The sequence below is a fragment of the Vreelandella hamiltonii genome, assembly GCF_014651775.1.
GTDB classification, from domain to species: Bacteria; Pseudomonadota; Gammaproteobacteria; order Pseudomonadales; family Halomonadaceae; genus Vreelandella; species Vreelandella hamiltonii.
Map to the genome: position 1 here is coordinate 230,519 of NZ_BMXN01000004.1, position 18,935 is coordinate 249,453.

Sequence of the window (18,935 nt, forward strand, 5' to 3'; positions counted from 1 at the left end):
TTATGACGTCAACCAGCACTTCGAAAGCGCAAAGCCTGCCATCATTTCGCCCATCGGGTTGGCTGACCAGCCCCCCACGTTGTCCAGGGTGGCCTCGATGTAGTCATTGAACATGGGCAGGATCAATCCGCCTTCATCGCGGACGATCATGGCCATGTCGTGGTACAGCTCGCTGCGGCGGTCTGTATCCAGCTCGCCGCGTGCTTCGCGGGCCAGGGCATCGAAATCCTCGCGGAAAAAGCGGGTGTCGTTCCAGTCGGCGCTGGAAATGTACGCCGTGGAGTACATCTGGTCCTGGGTGGGGCGACCGCTCCAGTAGGAGGCGCAGAAGGGCTGCTTGTTCCACACTTCCGACCAGTAGCCGTCGCTGGGCTCGCGGCGGACTTCCATGTTGATACCCGCCTGGGCGCAGCTCTGCTGAAACAGCTGTGCGGCATCCACGGCACCGGGAAAGGCCACGTCGGAGGTGCGCAGCACGATGGGGCTGTCGTGGCCGGATTTCTTGTAGTGATAGCTGGCCCGCTCGGGGTCGAATTCCCGTTGGGGAATGCTGTCGGGAAACAGCGGGTAAGCGGCGTTGATGGGGAAATCGTTACCCACGCTGCCATACCCGCGCAGGATACGCTCGACCATGTCTTCGCGGTTGATGGCGTACTTCAGGGCCAGTCGCAGGTCGTTGTTATCGAACGGTGCCGTATCGCAGTGCATGGGGAAGACATACTGAGCACGCCCGGAAGTGTTGTTGATCACGATGTTGGGCAGGCGCTGCACCATGTCCACCACCCGCGGCTCGACCCGGTTGATCATGTGCACCTGACCGCTCTGCAGCGCCGAGATGCGTGCTGTCGGGTCGTTGATGATGGTGATCTCGATCTGGTCGGCGAAGCCGTACTCGTCCGGGTTCCAGTAACCATTGAAACGCTCGGCGATCTGGCGCACGCCGGGCTGGAACTCCACCACTTTGTAGGGGCCGGTGCCGATGCCTGCGGCTGGGTCCTGCTTGCCACCGCCCGGCTGAATCATCAGGTGGTAATCGGAAAGCAAAAACGGCAGGTCGGCATTGGGTTCCAGCGTGACGATGGTGACTTCGTGGGTGTCCGTGGCGCGAATCGACTCGATGCCGCGCATGATGCCCAGCGCACCCGACTGCGAACTCTCGTCCGAATGGCGCTCCAGCGTGGCCACGACGTCGTCGGCGGTCATCTCCTGGCCATCGTGGAACAGCACGCCGCGGCGCAGCTTGAAGACCCAGGTCTTGGCATCCGAAGAAGAGTCAATGCTTTCCGCAAGGCGGGGTACCAGCTCGCCTTCTGGTGAAACATTGGTCAAGGCTTCCCCCCAGGACTGCCCGAAGGAGTGCTGTACCTGGCTGGTCCAGCTGGCCGGGTCAAGGCTGTCGGTCGACTCCCCTCCTTGCATGCCGGCGCGCAGAATACCGCCGCGTTGAGGAGTGCCCGTGCTGGCCAATACCTGGCTGGAGAGCAGCGAGCCAGCAAAGGGCGCGGCAATGCCCAGAGCCATGGCGCGACGCATGAAGTCGCGGCGCGACAGCTGGCCGCGTTTTGCTTGCTGGGTGAGAGACTCGAGTGTTGGATGCATGGTGTGTTCCCTTGATGGATTAATGATGAGGCCGTGCGATAGTCAACTCGTCATAGTCACGAATCACGTGATCCGCGTGGGTAAGGTGGGAGCCGTCCAAGTGAGGAGCGGCGCAGATACCGATACCGGCCAACAGACCGGCGGCTTGACCCATGGCCATGTCGCCATTGGAGTCGCCGATGATCAGCGTACGTTGCGGTGCCGTGCCCAGCTGTTCGCAGGCGAGTAGCGCCATCTCCGGGTAGGGCTTGCCGCGCGACACTTGATCATGCCCCAACACGACAGAGAACGCATCGGCCAGCGAGAGCAGCTTTAAATGCAAATGCGCGTTGTGGGCGTCATCGGAGGTGACCACGGCCAGAGAAATGCCTGCCTGCCGGGCCTGCTGCACGAAGTTCACCAGGCCCTTCACGGGAGTCACGCAGCTGGGCCAGTCCAGCGTGTCGGCCAGGCGGGCGATGGCATCGTGGGAAAGCTGGGTAGCGTCGTTCCAGGCGATTCCCGACTCGAACAGGCTAAGCGAGACGATGGTGGCAATCTCGTCCAATGAGCCAATGGTCAACGGGCCGGTGGGGTCCCACAGGCGCTGCTCAGGATCGATGCCTACCTTGGGGTAGAGCGCTCGGTGCGATAGTGCTTGTGCCTCGGGAAGGCCTTGGTTAAGGGTCGTGACCAGTTGGTCGAACCAGCCAATCCAGAGGTCGCCGAAATTGAGCAGCGTGCCATCCTTGTCGAACAAAATGGCATCGATGTCGTAGGCGGTGCCTTGCAAGGTGAGTTGGGGCATAGAGTGTCAGGGCTGTTGTGTAGCCATCTCATGAAGGTGGCAATGGCACATAGGTTACACGGGTTTCATGACACTATCCGTGTCAGGCACCGTGAAAATCATCCAAACCATTACCTGGGATTTTTTTTGAACGTTCAATTGAGAATAAAAATTTATCCTGAGCATTCCTACCGTTGATGTCAAGTTGAAGGGCGCTCGCAGGGGGTGGCCAGTCACGTCTACAATGCGCCTATAAAAACGAGGCCTGACAAGGCACCCCAGACCTGCCAAGGAACTTTCATGCGCGCTCATCTTTGCCCTCTCTCTCGTCTGGCTGGCCTGGCGTTCGCGGCTGTCGCGCTGTTATCTTCCACTGCGTTGGCCGAGCCCCCTGTTCGAGTCACCTACAAATCTGCCCTCGCGGGTACCGCTTACCATCAGATGGGCGGAGAGCTGGCGCAGGCCATACAAGCAGGCAGCGCTGGTGCGCTGCTACTGAGCTCCGAAGAGAGCCAGGGGTCGGTGCAAAACATCATGGAGGTCATGCACCGCCAAGGGCTGTATGTGTTTACCGCACCGCCTGCCCTGATAGCAGAGGCGCTGGAAGGGCAAGGCCCCTTTGCAGGCCGCGACCCGGAACACTTTGCGGCCATCCGGGGCCTGTTTCCGGTGCCCCCGTTGACCATGCACTTCGTGATGGCCGGTGACCGAGGCACGGCACCCATCGAAGCCCTGGAGGGCAAACACGTGCTGTTGGGGCGCGGCACCTTCAGCTCGGGCGAAGCAGCGCGCTACTTCGAACTGTTTGGCCTGGCGGGCAAGGTGCGCCTGGCCGATGCTTCGATCACCAATGCGTCCGAGGCCCTGCGGGATGGACGTATCGATGCCTACGTCACGGCCAGTTCGTTTCCTACTCCCAACGTGATGGATACGGCCTCGCTGGTGCCCATCACGCTGATCAGTTTGACCGATGAACAGGTCGAGCGCACAGGGGCCGTACGCCAGATCATTCCCGGCGGTACTTACCCAGGCATCGACAAGCGGGTAGTGACCACGTCGTCGCCAGTCTTCGCGCTTGCCACGGTGCACATGGACGAAGACGTGGCCTACCGGTTGACCAAGACATTCTGGGAGCAGCAGGCCGCGTTGACGGAGACATCACCCTGGTGGGGCAGCGTGACCGCTGAACTGCTGGCCCATCTGCCGGTGGACCTGCACCCCGGTGCGCTGCGCTACTATGACGAAGCCGACGTCGAACTACCGGAAGCGTTGCGTTAGAAGACCGTGAAGCTCAGGGCAATATAAGCGCCATATCCCGCCAGCAGCGCCGCCCCTTCCCCGCGTGAAAGGCGCATGCCGGTATACAGGAACAGCAGCAGGCTTGCCGAACCCAGCATGACCCACTGGTCGAACTGACCGACGCGCGCGGCGATGGGCAGGGGTTGCAGCAGGGCGGAAATGCCCAGTATGCCCAGCACGTTAAAGATATTGCTGCCCAGGATGTTGCCAACGGCAACGTCGGCATGGCGGCGCAGGGCTGCAATGACCGATACCGCCATTTCCGGTAGTGAGGTGCCCACCGCGACAATGGTCAAGCCAATCACCGCCTGCGAAATGCCCACGGCCTGCGCCAGCCCGATGGCGCCGTATAGCAGCAGCTGCGAGCCACCAATCAGCATGCCTAGCCCGACGACCAGCGCCGTGATGATCATGCCGGTAGACGTGGGGACCGCCGACACTTCTTCGGCTTCAGCGCTGTGCATTTCACCGGCAGGTTGCGGCACGCTGCGCTCGGTACGATAGGCCCACACCAGGTAAGCGGCCAGTGAGGTCAGCAGCAGCAAGGCCTGCCATACCCCCAAGGCTCCCCCCCATGAGAGCACGATGAACAGCACGCTGGCCGCCACGACGACCACGCCATCCCGGCGCAGTGCCAATGGTTGTACGGTCATGGGGCAGATGGCAGCACACAAGCCCAGAATCAGCAAGATGTTGCCGATGTTGCTGCCCACGATATTGCCCACGGCAATATCCGGCTGTTGACGAAGCGCTGCGTCCACCGACACCACCAGCTCGGGCGCGGAGGTACCAAACCCCACCACTACCAGCCCGGTCAATAACGGAGAGACGCCCATGCGCTGTGCGCTGGCGACGGCTCCACGGATGAGCGCTTCACCGCCCAGAAACAGTAATCCAATCCCTGCCAGCAGGCTCAGCCCATACAGCATGGTGTCGCTTCCTTGTTCAATGGCCTGACCTGGTATCGGGCCTCATGTTGTCAACATAGCGGGGTTGAGGCGCGCTGCAAAGTCCTGGCCGAGCGCCTCAATCCTTCACAGGAAAGGTGGGGTAAGCCTCCAGCAAAAGTTCTAATTCGTTGCAGACGAAGCGTGGCTCGATCCATTGGCCTAAATGCTCATGCACGTAGTGTAGAAAGCGCTGAGCAGTGGGGGGCAAGCGCTGGTCGTTGCGCACGATGAACTGCCAATGGCTTTCGATGGGCAAGCCAGCGATGGAAAGTACGGCCAGTTCAGAGTGCTCGTTGGGCAGCACGTGCTCCGACAATACCGCTACCCCCATGTCGGCGGCCACGCCCACGCGAATGGCTTCGTTACTGGCCATTTGCAGGGTCTTGCGCATGGTCAGGCCATGCTCCTGTAGCCAGCTTTCCAGCAGCATGCGCGATGCCGAGCCAGGCTCGCGGAGCAGCAGGCGCTCGCCGAGCAGTTGCTCCATGGTCACGTTTGGCTGGCTGGCCAGCGGATGATGGGCGGCAGCAATGGCCACCAGCGGGTTGCGCATGAAGCGGGCCGCCACGGCGTGGGCCAGGGCCGGGGGGTGGCTGAAGATATACAAGTCGTCTTCGCGCCGCTCGAAGCGAGCCAGGACCTGCCGCCGATTGCCGATATTGACGGTGACGTCCACATCGGGGAACGCGTGGCTGAACGGGCCCAGCAGGCGCGGCAGCACGTATTGCGCCGTGTTCACCAAGGCAATGCTGAAGCGCCCCTTGCTGCCATATTGCAAATCGCTGAGCTGATCCGCGAAATCATCGAAGCGCCCCAATACGTCACGGCTGGCCTGATAAAGCGCCTGGCCCGTGGCGGTCATGGTCAGCCCTTGAGCGTGGTGTTCCAGCAGCGGGCTGCCAATGGCCTCGCTCAGCCGCTTCAACTGCTGCGACACGGTGGGTTGTGTCAGGTGCAGCTGCCGGGCGGCCTCGCTGATCGAGCCATGGCGCACCACGGCGACATACACTTGCAACAGACGAAAGGTTAAATGGCGGATATTCACGAAGGCAGCCTTTATACGAAGGTCAAATTCAGGATATAGATAATCATCTATGCCGAGCATTCAATATATGATTAGTTGTCTTGCCGTGTACATCGCAAAATGCGGCCACTTTCATCCGATGGAGCAGCGGCGATGCCCGATATAGTGGTCATGTTTTTTCTACTTGGACTGTTGGCTGGCGCGGTCAAGTCCGACCTTCAGGTTCCCAAGGCCACCTACGATACGCTGAGCCTGTTGCTGATGCTGACCATTGGCCTCAAGGGGGGCATGGCGCTGCATGGCAACCTGCACTGGGGGCTGGTGCCCGAACTGATGGGCGTAGCGCTGCTGTCTGCGGTCATTCCCTTGATGTTGATGCCCGTACTCAGGCGGTTGGTACGCCTATCTCCGGCGGACAGTGCCAGCATTGCCGCCCACTACGGTTCGGTGAGCGCAGGTACCTTCGCCGTGGCACTGGCGTACGTGGAGGCGCGCCAGTTGGCCGTGGGCAGCGAGGTCACCCTCTATCTGGTGGCCATGGAGCTACCCGCCATCATGATCGCCATTGCCCTGTACCGGCGCTACCAGGGCGCAGCCGTCAAGGAAAGTACCAGCAAACTGTGGCATGAAACGCTCACTAACCGTGGAGTCATCCTGCTGGCGGGCGGTGTCGTCATCGGTGCGCTTTACGGCCCCTTCCAGGGCGAAGAGGTCACCAATCTGTTTACCGGTGCCTTCAAGGGCGTGTTGGCCCTGTTCCTGCTCGAGATGGGTCTGACTGCTGCCCAAACGCTGCGGCCAATGCCCTGGCATCACTGGCGGTTGGTGACCTTTGCGCTGGTCACGCCCATGGTGTTGTCGCTGATGGGGATTGCCGTGGGAGCGCTGGTTGGCCTGCCGATTGGTTCGGTGGTGATTCTCGCGGCCCTGGCCGCCAGCGCCTCGTACATCGCGGCCCCGGCCGCCATGCGGGCCGCCATCCCTGAAGCCAACATCGGCCTCGCCATGCTGGCCTCGCTGGGCATCACGTTCCCGCTCAACGTGATGCTGGGCATCCCGGTCTACCACCGGCTGATCGAGTGGCTGCTGGTGTCGTAACGCCATGGTTTCTGGGCGCTTTCACCGCGCCCAGAAACGAAAAAAGCACCCGAGGGTGCTTGATTCGAAGGGGTGTCTGGTGGAGGCGGCGGGAATTGAACCCGCGTCCGCCAGCACGCGCCCATTGGCTCTACATGCTTAGATTTCGTCATTTGCTTTAACGTGTCTGACTCCGACGATCAGGATTCAGCTACGCGAGCCTTCTAAAGTTTGACGGTTGGCGAGAAGACACCACCAACCGCGGTCCTATCAGCTTTAGCTCATATCCCCGCTGCGATGAATAGGCACATCACTTTGGGGCCAGACAAGAAGCTAGCAGGGTTTAAGCTGCCAGCGCGCCTTGAGCGTAGTTTTCGTCGTTTGCGACTATTTTTCGTGATGTGGTATTTACGAGATACATCACGCTCTCGGCATGCACCGCAGGGTTTGTCACCGGCGTCGAAACCATGTCGCCCCCTTGTTCAGAGCCGCATTCTAACGTGCTCGTGCCCAATTGACCAGTTATGCCTTGTTATGTTCCCGCATAATTCGGCCTTTCTGGCGATTCCAGTCGCGGTCCTTCTCGGTGGCGCGCTTGTCATGGATCTTCTTGCCCGTCACCAGCGCCAGCTCGCACTTCACCTTGTTGCGCTTCCAGTACAGCTTGAGCGGTACACAGGTGTGGCCCTTGTCCTGCGTGACCGAAAAGATCTTGGCGATCTCCTTGCGGTGCAACAGCAGTTTCCGGGTGCGGGTGGGGTCGGCTATTTCATGGGTGCTGGCCGTGTTCAGTGGCGTGATATGGCTGCCCAGCAGGTATGCTTCGCCGTTGCGAATCAAAATATAGGTGTCGGTGAGCTGCGCTTTTCCGGCGCGCATGCTTTTGACTTCCCAGCCTGCCAGTGCCAGGCCCGCTTCGAAGGTTTCGTCGATATGGTACTCAAACCGCGCCTTCTTGTTCTGGGCTATCACGCTGCTGCCGGGGCCCTTGCTGTTACCTTTCTTAGTGGCCATGGAACCTCATCGTTGATCTGTCGTTCGCACCCCCTTCGTTATGCGGGGAGGCGTGATACCATTCAAGGTCTGTAACTATGTTTCCCATGATACGCTTTGGGCACTGTGAAGTCAGCGGAGAGGTCAATGCCAACCGTCAATCGTACCGCTTTGGTGCGCCATACCCCCCAGCAAATGTTCGATCTGGTCAATGACTTCGAACGCTATCCCGAGTTCCTGCCGGGATGCCGCCGCGCGCGTCTGCTGGAAAAGGACGATCAGCACCTGGTCGGAGAAATGACTCTGGGTCGTGCGGGGGTCGAGCAAACCATCACTACGCGCAACGACCTGCACGCACCAGAGCGGATCGAGCTTTCGCTGGTCAAAGGGCCCTTCAAGCAGCTCAAAGGCCGCTGGCTGTTCATCCCCATGGGGGATGATGCTTGCAAGGTCAGTCTGGAAATGGAGTTCGTTTTCGCCAATCGGTTGCTGAGCATGGCGTTTGGCAAGTTATTCCAGCAGATTGCCGGGCAACTGGTCGATGCCTTCACCAAGCGCGCCAACGAACTGTATGGCCGTTGATGACATTGCTGTCGAGGTAGCCTTCGCGCTGCCTCACAAGCAGCGTATCGTCGCGCTGAAGGTACCCAGCGGCACCACTGCCAGAGCAGCCGTTGCCATGGCCGACCTGCCCAGCCTGTTTCAGGAACTGCCCGCCGAGACCTTCGAGCAGGCGCCGCTGGGCATCTTCGGCAAGGCGTTGCGCCACCCCGATAAGGAGCCGCTGCGCGAAGGCGACCGGGTAGAAGTCTACCGGCCGCTGCAGATCGACCCCAAAGCGGCCCGCCTGGAGCGGGCCAAACGTCAGGCCAGCGGCCAGTGACCGCTATTGGCTGATGGGCACCGGCTGAGGTTCTGGCGCGGTCTCAGGGGTGGGAGCCTGTTGGGTCGGCAGCGTTCTGTCCATGGGCTCGGTGCCCTCTACGGCAGGGCCCATGCCACGGTCGGAGCTGATCGGCAGGTCGCCGGACAGATCACCTTGCTGCTCGACGTTCACCAGGCGGCCTGAATTATCGAACGTGAGCGTGACGCGGCGCTGTTCGACACCCCCGTATGCCTTGTCCAGGCGGTACACGTAGTCCCACTGGCGGGCGTCGAAGGGCGCTTCCAGCAGCGGCCTGCCCATCACGTAGGTAACCTGTTCCTGGGTCATGCCCGGCTGGAGCTGGCTGACCATCTCCTGGGTGACCAGGTTGCCCTGGGGGATGTCGCGCTTGTACACGCCGACGTAACTGCAGCCGCTAACGACGGTCAGGGCAACGGAAAGAGTAATGATACGAGTCAATTTTTGCATTTGAGCCTGTTCTTCACTATCGTGGTTTCGGTCGATGATACCCGACCTAACCTGTTACTGCGAAGAGCAACCATGGCCGATCAGAACCATGAACTACGCAAAGCCGGGCTGAAAGTGACCCTGCCGCGCGTCAAGATCCTGCAGATTCTCGAAAATGCTTCGGGCCAACACCACCTTAGCGCAGAAGAAGTGTATAAAACACTGATTGATGCGGGCGAGGATGTTGGTCTGGCGACCGTCTACCGCGTGCTGACTCAGTTCGAGTCGGCAGGCCTTGTGATTCGTCACAATTTCGACGGTGGCCATGCGGTCTTCGAGATGACCCAAGAAGACCACCATGACCACATGGTGTGTCTGGAAAGCGGTGAAATCATCGAGTTCGTCGATGACATCATCGAGCGTCGCCAGCAAGAGATCGCCGAAGAGCACGGCTACGAGCTAGTGGACCACGCTCTGGTGCTGTACGTACGCCCCCGTGGGTCGGACGTCACGCGCCAGGACAGTGGCCCCACGAACCGCAAGTAGTCCGCTGCCACATGAAAACGCCCTTGGGGTGCCAGAGCAGTTCATCTGGCGCCTCAGGGGCGTTTTTGTAGGTCGCGTGATGGCCGAGCGCTGCCTTCGCCCGGCGAAGGGCAAAGGCTTGGCGTGGGTTTGGTTGAGTTTGGTTGAGCTTAGTGAGGAGGGCGCTGGCTGGCGTGCAGCATCTCGCGGGCATGGGCCAGGGTCTGGTCGGAAAGCGTAACCCCGCCCAGCATGCGGGCCAGCTCGCTGATGCGGCCTCGCTCGTCCAGTAGTGCCATGTGGGTCAAGGTGGTATCGCGTTTGGCGCGTTTTTCGATATGCAGATGCTGATGCGCCTGGGCGGCCACCTGCGGCAGGTGGGTCACGGTCATCACCTGGCCGTTTTCGCCCAGCTTGCGCAGCAGCTGGCCGACGATTTCGGCCGTCGCACCGGAAATACCCACGTCCACTTCATCGAAGACCAGGCTGGGAATGGTGGAGTGCGAGGCCGCCACGACCTGAATGGCCAAACTGATACGCGACAGTTCACCGCCGGATGCCACTTTCGCCAGCGGGCGCGCAGGCTGGCCAGGGTTGGCACTGATCAGGAACTGTACGTGATCCAGCCCTTCTGGGGTGGGTGTGTCGCGAGGTGTAACGTCGACATCGAAACGCGCCTTGCCCATGGCCAGAAAGGCCAGCTGCTGCTGGACTTCCTTGCCTAGCCGCACCGCTGCCTTTTGGCGAGCGTCACTGAGCAGCTTGGCATCGCTGCGGTAGCGCTCGCGGTAGTCGGCCACCTGGCTGCTCAGGGCCTCCAGGTCATCATCGCTGGCTTCCAGCTGGGCCACTTCCTGGCGTAGCTGAGCATGCAGAGCGCAGATTTCCTCCGGGGCGACATGGTGCTTGCGCGCAATGCGGTGCACGTCGCCCATGCGCTCCTCGACCCAGGCCAGGCGCTCGGGGTCCAGTTCGGTGGTGCTGGCCAGACGCTGAAGCTCGCTGGCGGCTTCTTCTACCTGAATGCGCGCATCGCTGAGCATGGCCAGGGTGTTGGCCAGCGTACCCTTGTCGCTGCCGGGCAGGGCGCTCAAGTGTGCGTAGGCCTGATTCAGCAACGACAGCGCACCGCCCTCATCGCTTTCACAGCAGTCGGCGGCAAACTGGGTTTCTCGCAGGGTCTCTTCCGCGTGGGCCAGCGTGTGCTGCTCTTCTTCCAGGGTTTGCAGTTCGCCTTCGGCGAGGCCCAGCTGGTCGAGCTCTTCCACCTGATAGCGCAACAGCTGGCGCTTGGCCTCTACCTCGCTGCCCTCTTCACTGAGCTTTTTCAACCGACGACGGGCATTGCGCCATTCACGGTAAGTCTCGGCCAGCTGCTGGCTGCGCTCGCGAAGCCCGGCGTAGTCATCCAGCAGCGCCAAGTGGGTTTCTTCGCGCATGAGCGCCTGGTGGGCGTGCTGGCCATGGATTTGAATCAGCTGTTCGCCCAGCGATTTCAGGTCGGCAATGGTGGCCGGGTGGCCGTTGATCCATGCTTTGGAGCGCCCGCTGGCGGTAACGACGCGGCGTAACAGGCACTCGTCGGTAGGCAGTTCCCGGGCCTGCAGCCACTCGATGGCGGCAGGCAGGTGTTGAATGTCGAAGCGGGCGGAAAGGTCGGTGCGCTCGCAGCCGTGGCGCACGCTGCCTGCGTCGGCACGCTCGCCCAGGCAGAGCCCCAGCGCGCCCAGCAAGATGGATTTACCCGCCCCGGTTTCCCCCGTGATAGCGGTCATGCCACGGCTGAGGTCGAGTTCAAGGCGGTCAACAATCGCGTAATCCTGGATCGCTAGCTGTGTCAGCATGAGGCCTCCTGAGGCGGTGCATCCCGAATGCTGGATGCTTATCCAATAATTGTTGTTTTATACAGTAGTCGATAACTCACTTCAATGCCCCTCTTGAGATGGCTTTGATGGCCCCCATATAGCTTTTATCCGTGGTCTAAATCCCGCGAATCAACTCAGGTGGCCGCCAACGGCACCGCTACGTATTTCAGGAGCAAGGCATGGCTAAAGAACCGCAAACCCCGTTGGATGAAGAGCTGGCGCGTCAGGAGCAGGAAGCCGAAGTCACGGAGCCAACGGCAGAAGAACGCCTGGTAGAAGGCGAGCTGGAAGGGCTGATCGAAGACGAAGCAGTGCTCGATGGCAGCGTAGGCAACCCTGAAGCCGATGTGCTGGCCGCCCAGGTAGAAGAGCTGGAGCAGAGCCTGGCCCAGGCCAAGGACCAGGCCCTGCGCGCCGCCGCTGAAGCACAGAACGTGCGCCGTCGCGCCGAGCAAGAGGCCGAAAAGGCGCGCAAGTTTGCGCTGGAGAAGTTCGTCAAGGAACTGCTGCCCGTCGTGGACAGCCTGGAGAAAGCCCTGGAAAGCATGCAGGAAGACGCTTCCGACGTGCATCGTGAAGGCGTCTCCATGACTCTGAAGATGCAGCTGGGCGTGCTGGCCAAGTTTGGCGTCGAAAGCATCGAGCCCCAGGGCGAACCCTTCGACCCGCAGATGCATGAAGCCATGGCCATGGTGCCCAATCCCGAGCTGGAGCCCAACACGGTAATGGACGTCATGCAGAAGGGTTACTCCCTGAATGGCCGTCTGGTGCGTCCCGCGATGGTGGTGGTCAGCCAGAAAGCCGGTTGATGGGATGACGCATTGCAGAAAAAAAGCCCTTGAAATGCGCCAGGCGGCCCCCAAATAAAGGGCAACTCGCGAGAATGCTCGCAAACGCCTTAAACAGTTTTGACGGCGTAAACCACTAGTTTTTTGTTTCAACCGAATTCGAGGTTTTTGCTATGGGACGCATTATTGGTATCGACCTGGGCACCACTAACTCTTGTGTGGCCGTGCTCGATGGTGACAGCGCTAAAGTCATTGAAAACGCCGAAGGCGGTCGTACCACGCCTTCCATCATTGCCTACACCGATGACGGCGAAACGCTGGTAGGTCAGGCGGCCAAGCGTCAGGCCGTGACCAACCCGGAAAACACCCTTTACGCCATCAAGCGTCTGATCGGTCGTCGTTTCAAGGACGACGTCGTTCAAAAAGACATCAAGATGGTGCCGTACAAGATTGCCGAAGCCGACAACGGTGACGCGTGGGTAGAAGTCAAAGGCAAGAAGATGGCTCCCCCGCAGGTCAGCGCCGAAGTGCTGAAGAAGATGAAGAAGACCGCCGAAGACTACCTCGGCGAGCCGGTGACCGAAGCGGTCATCACCGTTCCGGCCTACTTCAACGACAGCCAGCGTCAGGCCACCAAAGATGCGGGCCGTATTGCCGGTCTGGACGTCAAGCGCATCATCAACGAGCCGACTGCCGCAGCGCTTGCCTACGGCATGGACAAGTCTCGTGGTGACAAGACCATCGCGGTCTACGACCTGGGCGGCGGTACCTTCGATATCTCCATCATCGAAGTCGCCGATGTCGACGGTGAAACCCAGTTCGAAGTACTGGCCACCAACGGTGACACCTTCCTGGGCGGTGAAGATTTCGACCTGGCGCTGATCAACTATCTGGTCGACCAGTTCAAAACCGACAGCGGCATCAACCTGTCGGGCGACAACCTGGCCATGCAGCGTCTGAAGGAAGCCGCCGAGAAAGCCAAGATCGAGCTTTCCAGCGCTCAGCAGACCGACGTCAACCTGCCGTACATCACGGCAGACAACACAGGCCCGAAACACCTGAACGTCAAGGTGACCCGTGCCAAGCTGGAGTCGCTGGTAGAAGACCTGGTGCAGCGCTCTCTCGAGCCATGCAAAACGGCTCTGAAAGATGCTGGCCTGTCCGCGTCTGAAATCGACGAAGTGATCCTGGTCGGCGGCCAGACCCGCATGCCGATGGTTCAGAAGAAAGCGGCAGACTTCTTCGGTAAAGAAGCCCGTAAAGACGTCAACCCCGATGAAGCCGTCGCCGTAGGTGCCGCGATTCAGGGTGGCGTACTGGGCGGCGACGTGAAAGACGTTCTGCTGCTGGACGTGACGCCGCTGACCCTGGGTATCGAAACCATGGGTGGCGTCATGACGCCGCTGATCGACAAGAACACCACCATCCCCACCAAGAAGACTCAAACCTTCTCGACGGCGGATGACAACCAGACGGCGGTGACCATTCACGTCGTGCAGGGCGAGCGCAAACAAGTGTCGCAGAACAAGTCGCTGGGTCGTTTCGACCTCTCCGACATTCCGCCGGCACCGCGTGGCGTACCGCAAATCGAAGTGGCCTTCGATCTGGATGCCAACGGTATCCTGAACGTATCGGCCAAGGACAAGGCGACGGGCAAAGAGCAGTCCATCGTGATCAAGGCGTCCAGCGGCCTGACGGACGAAGAGATCGAGCAGATGGTTCGCGACGCCGAAGCCCACGCCGACGAAGACAAGAAGTTCGAAGCGCTGGTGCAACTGCGCAACCAGGCGGACGGCATGATTCACGCCACTCGCAAGACCGTGCAGGAAGCGGGCGACAAGGCCACCGATGACGAGAAACAAGCCATCGAGACGGCCATCGCCGAACTGGAAGAAGCGGTCAAGACCGATGACCAGGACAACATCCAGAAGAAACTGGATGCGCTGACCGAAGCCTCCGGCCAACTGGCGCAGAAGATGTACGCCGAGCAGGCAGACGCTGCCCAGCAGGCAGGCGCAGAAGGCGCGGAAAGCACCAACGCCAAGCAGGACGACGACGTGGTTGACGCCGAGTACGAAGAAGTCAACGACGAGCAGAAGAAGCAGTAACCCACCTCTTTCTGCCAAGGAAAGCGGTGACGCGGGAGGCAACTCCCGCGTTGCTGTTTCCGCGGCCGAGACGCCAATAGTGCGTAGCTAACCAGGAGGCGTAGGACCCATGTCCAAGCGCGATTATTACGAAGTCCTGGGTGTCGAAAAAGGGGCCGATCAGAAAGAGATCAAAAAGGCCTATCGCCGTCTGGCGCAAAAATTCCACCCTGATCGAAACCCGGACGATAACACCGCAGCGGAAAAATTCCGTGAGGTGTCTGAAGCCTACGAAGTCTTGAGCGACGGCGAAAAGCGCGCCGCCTATGACCAGTTTGGTCATGCCGGTGTGGATGGCCAGGGCGGTGGCTTTGGTGGCGGCGGCTTCGGCGGCGGAGCCGGTGATTTTGGCGATATTTTTGGCGATGTGTTCGGCGACATCTTCGGGGGTGGCGGTGGCCGTCGGCGGGGCCCCAATGCGCCCGCGCGAGGGTCCGACCTGCGCTACAACCTGGAGCTGGACCTCGAAAGCGCCGTGGCCGGTACCACGGTGGATATTCGCGTTCCGCGCCATATCGAATGTGACCGCTGTGACGGTGGCGGTGCCGAGCCAGGCTCCTCCAAGGAAACCTGCCCCACGTGTCACGGCCATGGCCAGGTACGCATGCAGCAGGGCTTCTTTGCGGTTCAGCAGACCTGCCCCACATGCCATGGTAGCGGCCAGCACATCAAAGTGCCGTGCCACAAATGTAATGGCGAAGGGCGTGTACGCGAAACCCGTACTCTCTCGGTGAAAATTCCGCCGGGTGTCGATACCGGTGATCGCATTCGCCTCAATGGCGAAGGCGAAAGCGGCGTGAATGGCGGCCCAGCGGGCGACCTGTACGTACAGGTGTCCATCAAGCCTCACCATATCTTCCGCCGCGACGGCAAACACCTTCAGTGCGACGTGCCGATCAATTTCGTGGACGCCGCGCTGGGAGGCGAGCTAGAAGTGCCGACGCTGGATGGGCGCGTGAAGCTGAAGATCCCGCCGGAAACCCAGACCGGCAAGCTCTTCCGCCTGCGCGGCAAAGGCGTGAAGCCCGTTCGTGGCGGCGCCCCCGGCGACCTGCTGTGCAAGGTAGTGCTGGAAACGCCCGTCAACCTCAACGACGAGCAGAAAGACCTGCTTCGCCAGCTGCAAGAGAGCTTCGATGGCAGCAACAGCCACAGCCACTCGCCGAAGAAGACCGGCTTCTTCGATAGCGTGAAGAAGTTCTTCGAAGAGATGAAGCCGTAAAGGTTACGGCCTGACGACCAAGGACGCCCCGGCACGGTAACGTGCCGGGGCGTCTTTGTATCTGCCTCTGGTTTCGGAAGCGTTCGCTCTGGCTCTTTTGCATGCCCTGAGCACGCGGTGTTTTTATTAGGCAGCTAATGGTGGGTTGGGTCAGAATGGCTCAAACGAAGATATTTGCCGCCAGCCTAACGAAAAAGGAATGTAGCCGGATGACCACGGAGGCCATGGATCGCCCTGGTTTGGGGATCGTGTTGCGGGTGCTGTCGGGGGTGCTGTTCACCGGCATGCTGGTGTGTATCAAGGCCGTCAGTGATGCGGTGCCCGTGGGGCAGTCGGTGTTTTTTCGCTCGCTGTTTGCGTTGCTGCCCATCGTGGTGTTTCTGGTGCTGCGCCAAGAGTTTCCGCACGGGCTGGCGACGCGGCGGCCGTTGGGGCACGCGCTGCGCTCAGGGCTGGGGGCGGCGGCCATGTTTGCTTCGTTTGCCACGGTGGCGCTGCTGCCGGTGGCGGAAACCACACTGCTGGCGCAATTGACGCCGGTCTTCATGGCGTTGGGGGGAGTGCTGCTGCTGGGGGAGCGCTTTTCGTTCTATCGTGCTGGGGCGTTTGGTCTGGCGCTTTGCGGGGTGGGCGTGCTGGTAATGCCCCAGGTGCTGGGGAGTAGTGGGCAGGGCTCGCTGTTGGGGTATGGGCTGGGGGCGCTGAGCGCGCTGCTGACGGCGGGGGCTCTGCTCACGGTACGGCGTATTTCCCGCACGGAAACGGCGGCGTCCATCGCGTTCTATTTTATCGTGGTCTCGGCGCTGGCCGGGCTGCTGACCCTGCCGCTGGGGTGGGCGGCGCTGGATACACGGCAGTTCGGGCTGCTGGTGCTTTCCGGTTTGTTCGGCGGCGCGGCGCATATCGCCATGACGCTGGCGTTGCGTTACGCCGAAGTGTCGCGGCTGGCCCCGTTCGAATACATCGCGCTGGCCTGGCCGGTGCTGGCCGATGCGTGGCTGTTCGGGCTGCCCGTGTCCAGCGGCTTCCTGATGGCCTTGCCCTTTTTGCTGGGCGGCGTGGGCCTGGCCACACTGGAGGGGCGCCGAGGGGCGAAGCGTTGGCAGCGTTAGGCGGCAGCGCTTGCAGGAAAGCGAACGTATCGTTGCAGTAAATTCTCATTGGTCACTTGGCGGTTGGCAGGGCGGGCTTTAGGCTTGGGAGCTGAGCCGTCATCGAACAGGAGTAGGGCGTATGCCGTTATCTCGCGCCGAGATTGCCACCCCGTCTGGGGCAAGATTGATCAACCGGTTGTGCAAGCACTGGGCCCACAAGCTGGAGGTGGAGCAGGGCGAGCAGCATGCCAAAATCGTGTTTGCCAGCGGCACCTGCCTGATGCACGCGGAGCCCGAGCGCCTGGTCGTCTCCATCGAAACCCTCGAAGAAGAGCATCTGGACCAGCTGGAAGGCGTGGTGGAAAGCCATCTGGTGCGCATGGCGAAAGATGAGCCGCTGGAGATCGTCTGGGAGAACTGAGCGCCATCCGCCGTGCTTCCGTCAGCACCGCATCCCGTCAGGTGGTCTGCTATAATCGCGGCCACCTTTTTTGTTTCTCGCTGATGCCGAACGGCACACGCACAGGAGTTCCCATGACCCGAATTGCCATTGTGGGCGTAGCTGGCCGTATGGGCCGCACCTTAGTCAACGCCATAGAACAGGATGCCGGTGCCCAGCTGGCCGGGGGAATCGTCGAGCCGGGCAGTTCGCTGGCGGGGGCGGATATCGGCGAGCTGGCAGGCGTAGGCAAGCGGGGAGTGGTGGCGGTGGACTCGTTGGCGGCCATCGTGGACGACTTCGACGTGCTGATCGACTTCACGGCGCCCAAGGTGACGCTGGCGAACCTGGCGTTTTGTGCCGAGCACGGCAAGCGCATCGTGATCGGTACGACCGGCATGAACGATGACGAGCTGGCCGAGCTGGACAGCTACCGCGACCGCGTAGCGATGGTATTTGCACCCAACATGAGCGTCGGCGTGAACCTGACCCTGAAACTGCTGGAAACGGCGGCCAAGGCGTTGGGCGACGAAGGCTACGACATCGAAGTGATCGAGTCTCACCACCGCCATAAGGTCGATGCGCCGTCCGGAACGGCCATCAAGATGGGCGAAGTGGTGGCGGAGAGCCTGGGGCGCACCTTGAAGGAGCACGGCGTTTTCGAGCGCGTGGGGCAGTGCGGCCCGCGTACCGATAAAGAGATCGGTTTTGCTACCGTGCGGGCAGGCGATATCGTCGGTGAGCACACGGTGATGTTCGCCACCGAAGGCGAGCGCATCGAAATTACCCACAAGGCGTCCAGCCGCATGACCTTCGCCAAAGGGGCCGTGCGGGCGGCACGCTGGGTCTCTGATAAAAATAACGACTGTTATGATATGCAGGATGTGTTGAGTCTTAATTAGTAGCTTACATGAGAGTGAATTATGAAATCTTTGAGTCTTGATGACGTTGCAGATTATGTTTCGGAAAATATTGGGTCATTTCATAAAAAGAGGATTGATCGTCTTGCGCGTCTCAAGCTTAAAGGTGTGTTAAAAAGGAAGAACCCTTATCTTTTTAGAGCAAAAAATGCTCAAACAGCTGAGCAAATTGTGAGGGGGATTTTGGAGGCGCATATTTCATCAAATGAAGAAACCCTGTTTGGTGATTGGCTGGAAGGGTTGGCTATATTTATTAATGGACAGACATACGGTGGCTGGAAATCAGGTATACCTGGTGTGGATCTTGAGTTTGATCATGATGGTCGGCGTTACATTGTTGCAATAAAGTCAGGGCCTAACTGGGCGAATAGTTCACAAATAGGTCAGATGAAGTCAAATTTTAGAACCGCGCAACGAACATTGAGAACTAGCCAGTCTGGTCTTAATATCATTGCTGTTAACGGCTGTTGTTATGGGAGAGATAATAATCCTGATAAGGGTGATTATGTTAAGTATTGTGGCCAGCGATTTTGGGAGTTTATCTCCGGTGATGCTGATTTATATGTTGAGCTGATAGAGCCTCTTGGTCATAAAGCGCGCGAGCGAAATGATGAATTTCAAGAAGCTTATAGTCGAATGGTAAATAAGTTCACGCAAGAATTTATTGCTGATTTTTGTTTGGAAAGTGGTGATATTGACTGGGCGCGGCTAATAAAATTAAATTCCTCTTTGGCGGGGTGATTCATTTTTATGGGGGGGCTCCCCCCCCCCCCCACTTTTTTTCTTCATTCCTGAATCCGTGAGACCGGCCCCCGGAAGCACTTCTAACCCACTGACCTGCATGGCAATATAGCCATTATCGCCATTCACCCAGACAGTGCCATGCCCAACATA

Annotated in this window: 19 protein-coding genes and 1 other RNA gene; 12 read left to right on the plus strand and 8 right to left on the minus strand. The window is 60.0% G+C overall.

Annotated features, from left to right (window positions below; genetic code table 11):
* Nucleotides 1-1,599, minus strand: a complete 1,599-nt coding sequence (locus IE091_RS05665) for an ABC transporter substrate-binding protein (RefSeq protein WP_189463006.1) — start codon at nucleotides 1,597-1,599, stop codon at nucleotides 1-3.
* Nucleotides 1,600-1,618: 19 nt separating this feature from the next.
* On the minus strand, nucleotides 1,619-2,386 hold the full coding sequence (locus tag IE091_RS05670) for an HAD family hydrolase (RefSeq protein WP_189463007.1): 768 nt from the start codon (nucleotides 2,384-2,386) through the stop codon (nucleotides 1,619-1,621).
* Between the two features lie 279 nt (nucleotides 2,387-2,665).
* Here IE091_RS05670 and IE091_RS05675 point away from each other — a divergent pair, with 279 nt between their 5' ends.
* A complete protein-coding gene (locus tag IE091_RS05675; protein WP_189463008.1) occupies nucleotides 2,666-3,643 on the plus strand; it encodes a TAXI family TRAP transporter solute-binding subunit in 978 nt (325 codons plus the stop codon).
* Here IE091_RS05675 and IE091_RS05680 read toward each other — a convergent pair.
* Together IE091_RS05680 and IE091_RS05685 are read right to left on the minus strand one after the other, a co-directional pair.
* Nucleotides 3,640-4,593, minus strand: a complete 954-nt coding sequence (locus IE091_RS05680; RefSeq protein WP_189463009.1) for a calcium/sodium antiporter — start codon at nucleotides 4,591-4,593, stop codon at nucleotides 3,640-3,642. The genes IE091_RS05675 and IE091_RS05680 overlap by 4 nt on opposite strands.
* Before the next feature lie 97 nt (nucleotides 4,594-4,690).
* Entirely contained in the window at nucleotides 4,691-5,659 is a 969-nt protein-coding gene (locus IE091_RS05685; protein ID WP_189463010.1) for a LysR family transcriptional regulator, read from the minus strand.
* Between the two features lie 132 nt (nucleotides 5,660-5,791).
* On the opposite strand from IE091_RS05685, the gene IE091_RS05690 reads away from it, so the two are divergent.
* Nucleotides 5,792-6,736, plus strand: coding sequence for a sodium-dependent bicarbonate transport family permease (locus tag IE091_RS05690; protein WP_016915898.1), 945 nt, complete (start codon nucleotides 5,792-5,794; stop codon nucleotides 6,734-6,736).
* A 77-nt stretch (nucleotides 6,737-6,813) separates the two neighbouring features.
* Here the strand turns inward: IE091_RS05690 and ssrA are convergent.
* Both ssrA and smpB read right to left on the minus strand, forming a co-directional pair.
* Nucleotides 6,814-7,193, minus strand: a transfer-messenger RNA (tmRNA) gene (gene ssrA, locus IE091_RS05695).
* Nucleotides 7,194-7,237: 44 nt separating this feature from the next.
* Nucleotides 7,238-7,729: an SsrA-binding protein SmpB gene (gene smpB, locus IE091_RS05700; protein WP_039181437.1), complete on the minus strand. Its 492-nt coding sequence runs from the start codon at nucleotides 7,727-7,729 to the stop codon at nucleotides 7,238-7,240.
* A gap of 126 nt (nucleotides 7,730-7,855) precedes the next feature.
* Here smpB and IE091_RS05705 point away from each other — a divergent pair, with 126 nt between their 5' ends.
* Both IE091_RS05705 and IE091_RS05710 read left to right on the plus strand, forming a co-directional pair.
* Complete coding sequence (locus IE091_RS05705; protein WP_039181434.1) at nucleotides 7,856-8,290, plus strand: type II toxin-antitoxin system RatA family toxin; 435 nt, start codon at nucleotides 7,856-7,858, stop codon at nucleotides 8,288-8,290.
* Nucleotides 8,280-8,591 carry an RnfH family protein gene (locus IE091_RS05710; RefSeq protein ID WP_016915903.1) on the plus strand — a complete coding sequence of 104 codons (312 nt, stop codon included), beginning with the start codon at nucleotides 8,280-8,282 and terminating at the stop codon, nucleotides 8,589-8,591. Before IE091_RS05705 ends, IE091_RS05710 begins: the two co-directional genes overlap by 11 nt.
* Nucleotides 8,592-8,594: 3 nt before the next feature.
* Here IE091_RS05710 and IE091_RS05715 read toward each other — a convergent pair whose 3' ends face one another.
* Entirely contained in the window at nucleotides 8,595-9,062 is a 468-nt protein-coding gene (locus IE091_RS05715) for an outer membrane protein assembly factor BamE (RefSeq protein WP_039181432.1), read from the minus strand.
* A 72-nt stretch (nucleotides 9,063-9,134) separates the two neighbouring features.
* On the opposite strand from IE091_RS05715, the gene fur reads away from it, so the two are divergent.
* Nucleotides 9,135-9,587 (plus strand): ferric iron uptake transcriptional regulator, encoded by a 453-nt coding sequence (gene fur, locus IE091_RS05720; protein WP_016915905.1) that lies wholly within the window; start codon nucleotides 9,135-9,137, stop codon nucleotides 9,585-9,587.
* Between the two features lie 149 nt (nucleotides 9,588-9,736).
* Here fur and recN read toward each other — a convergent pair whose 3' ends face one another.
* Nucleotides 9,737-11,410 carry a DNA repair protein RecN gene (gene recN, locus IE091_RS05725; protein WP_039181427.1) on the minus strand — a complete coding sequence of 558 codons (1,674 nt, stop codon included), beginning with the start codon at nucleotides 11,408-11,410 and terminating at the stop codon, nucleotides 9,737-9,739.
* A 200-nt stretch (nucleotides 11,411-11,610) separates the two neighbouring features.
* Between recN and grpE the strand changes: the two genes are divergently transcribed.
* The 7 genes from grpE (at nucleotide 11,611) to IE091_RS05760 (ending at nucleotide 18,782) form a co-directional block, all read left to right on the plus strand.
* On the plus strand, nucleotides 11,611-12,240 hold the full coding sequence (gene grpE / locus IE091_RS05730; protein WP_039181424.1) for a nucleotide exchange factor GrpE: 630 nt from the start codon (nucleotides 11,611-11,613) through the stop codon (nucleotides 12,238-12,240).
* Between the two features lie 152 nt (nucleotides 12,241-12,392).
* A complete protein-coding gene (gene dnaK, locus IE091_RS05735; RefSeq protein ID WP_096921580.1) occupies nucleotides 12,393-14,327 on the plus strand; it encodes a molecular chaperone DnaK in 1,935 nt (644 codons plus the stop codon).
* A gap of 109 nt (nucleotides 14,328-14,436) precedes the next feature.
* The gene (gene dnaJ / locus IE091_RS05740; RefSeq protein WP_039181419.1) at nucleotides 14,437-15,588 is read left to right on the plus strand and encodes a molecular chaperone DnaJ; all 1,152 of its coding nucleotides are present in this window, start codon (nucleotides 14,437-14,439) and stop codon (nucleotides 15,586-15,588) included.
* A gap of 209 nt (nucleotides 15,589-15,797) precedes the next feature.
* Complete coding sequence (locus IE091_RS05745) at nucleotides 15,798-16,700, plus strand: DMT family transporter (protein ID WP_229800767.1); 903 nt, start codon at nucleotides 15,798-15,800, stop codon at nucleotides 16,698-16,700.
* A gap of 121 nt (nucleotides 16,701-16,821) precedes the next feature.
* Nucleotides 16,822-17,103 carry a DUF2218 domain-containing protein gene (locus IE091_RS05750; RefSeq protein WP_096921578.1) on the plus strand — a complete coding sequence of 94 codons (282 nt, stop codon included), beginning with the start codon at nucleotides 16,822-16,824 and terminating at the stop codon, nucleotides 17,101-17,103.
* 113 nt (nucleotides 17,104-17,216) lie between these two features.
* Nucleotides 17,217-18,023, plus strand: coding sequence for a 4-hydroxy-tetrahydrodipicolinate reductase (dapB, locus tag IE091_RS05755; RefSeq protein ID WP_144984288.1), 807 nt, complete (start codon nucleotides 17,217-17,219; stop codon nucleotides 18,021-18,023).
* Between the two features lie 21 nt (nucleotides 18,024-18,044).
* Nucleotides 18,045-18,782: a PmeII family type II restriction endonuclease gene (locus IE091_RS05760; protein ID WP_144984285.1), complete on the plus strand. Its 738-nt coding sequence runs from the start codon at nucleotides 18,045-18,047 to the stop codon at nucleotides 18,780-18,782.
* Nucleotides 18,783-18,935: the final 153 nt, after the last annotated feature.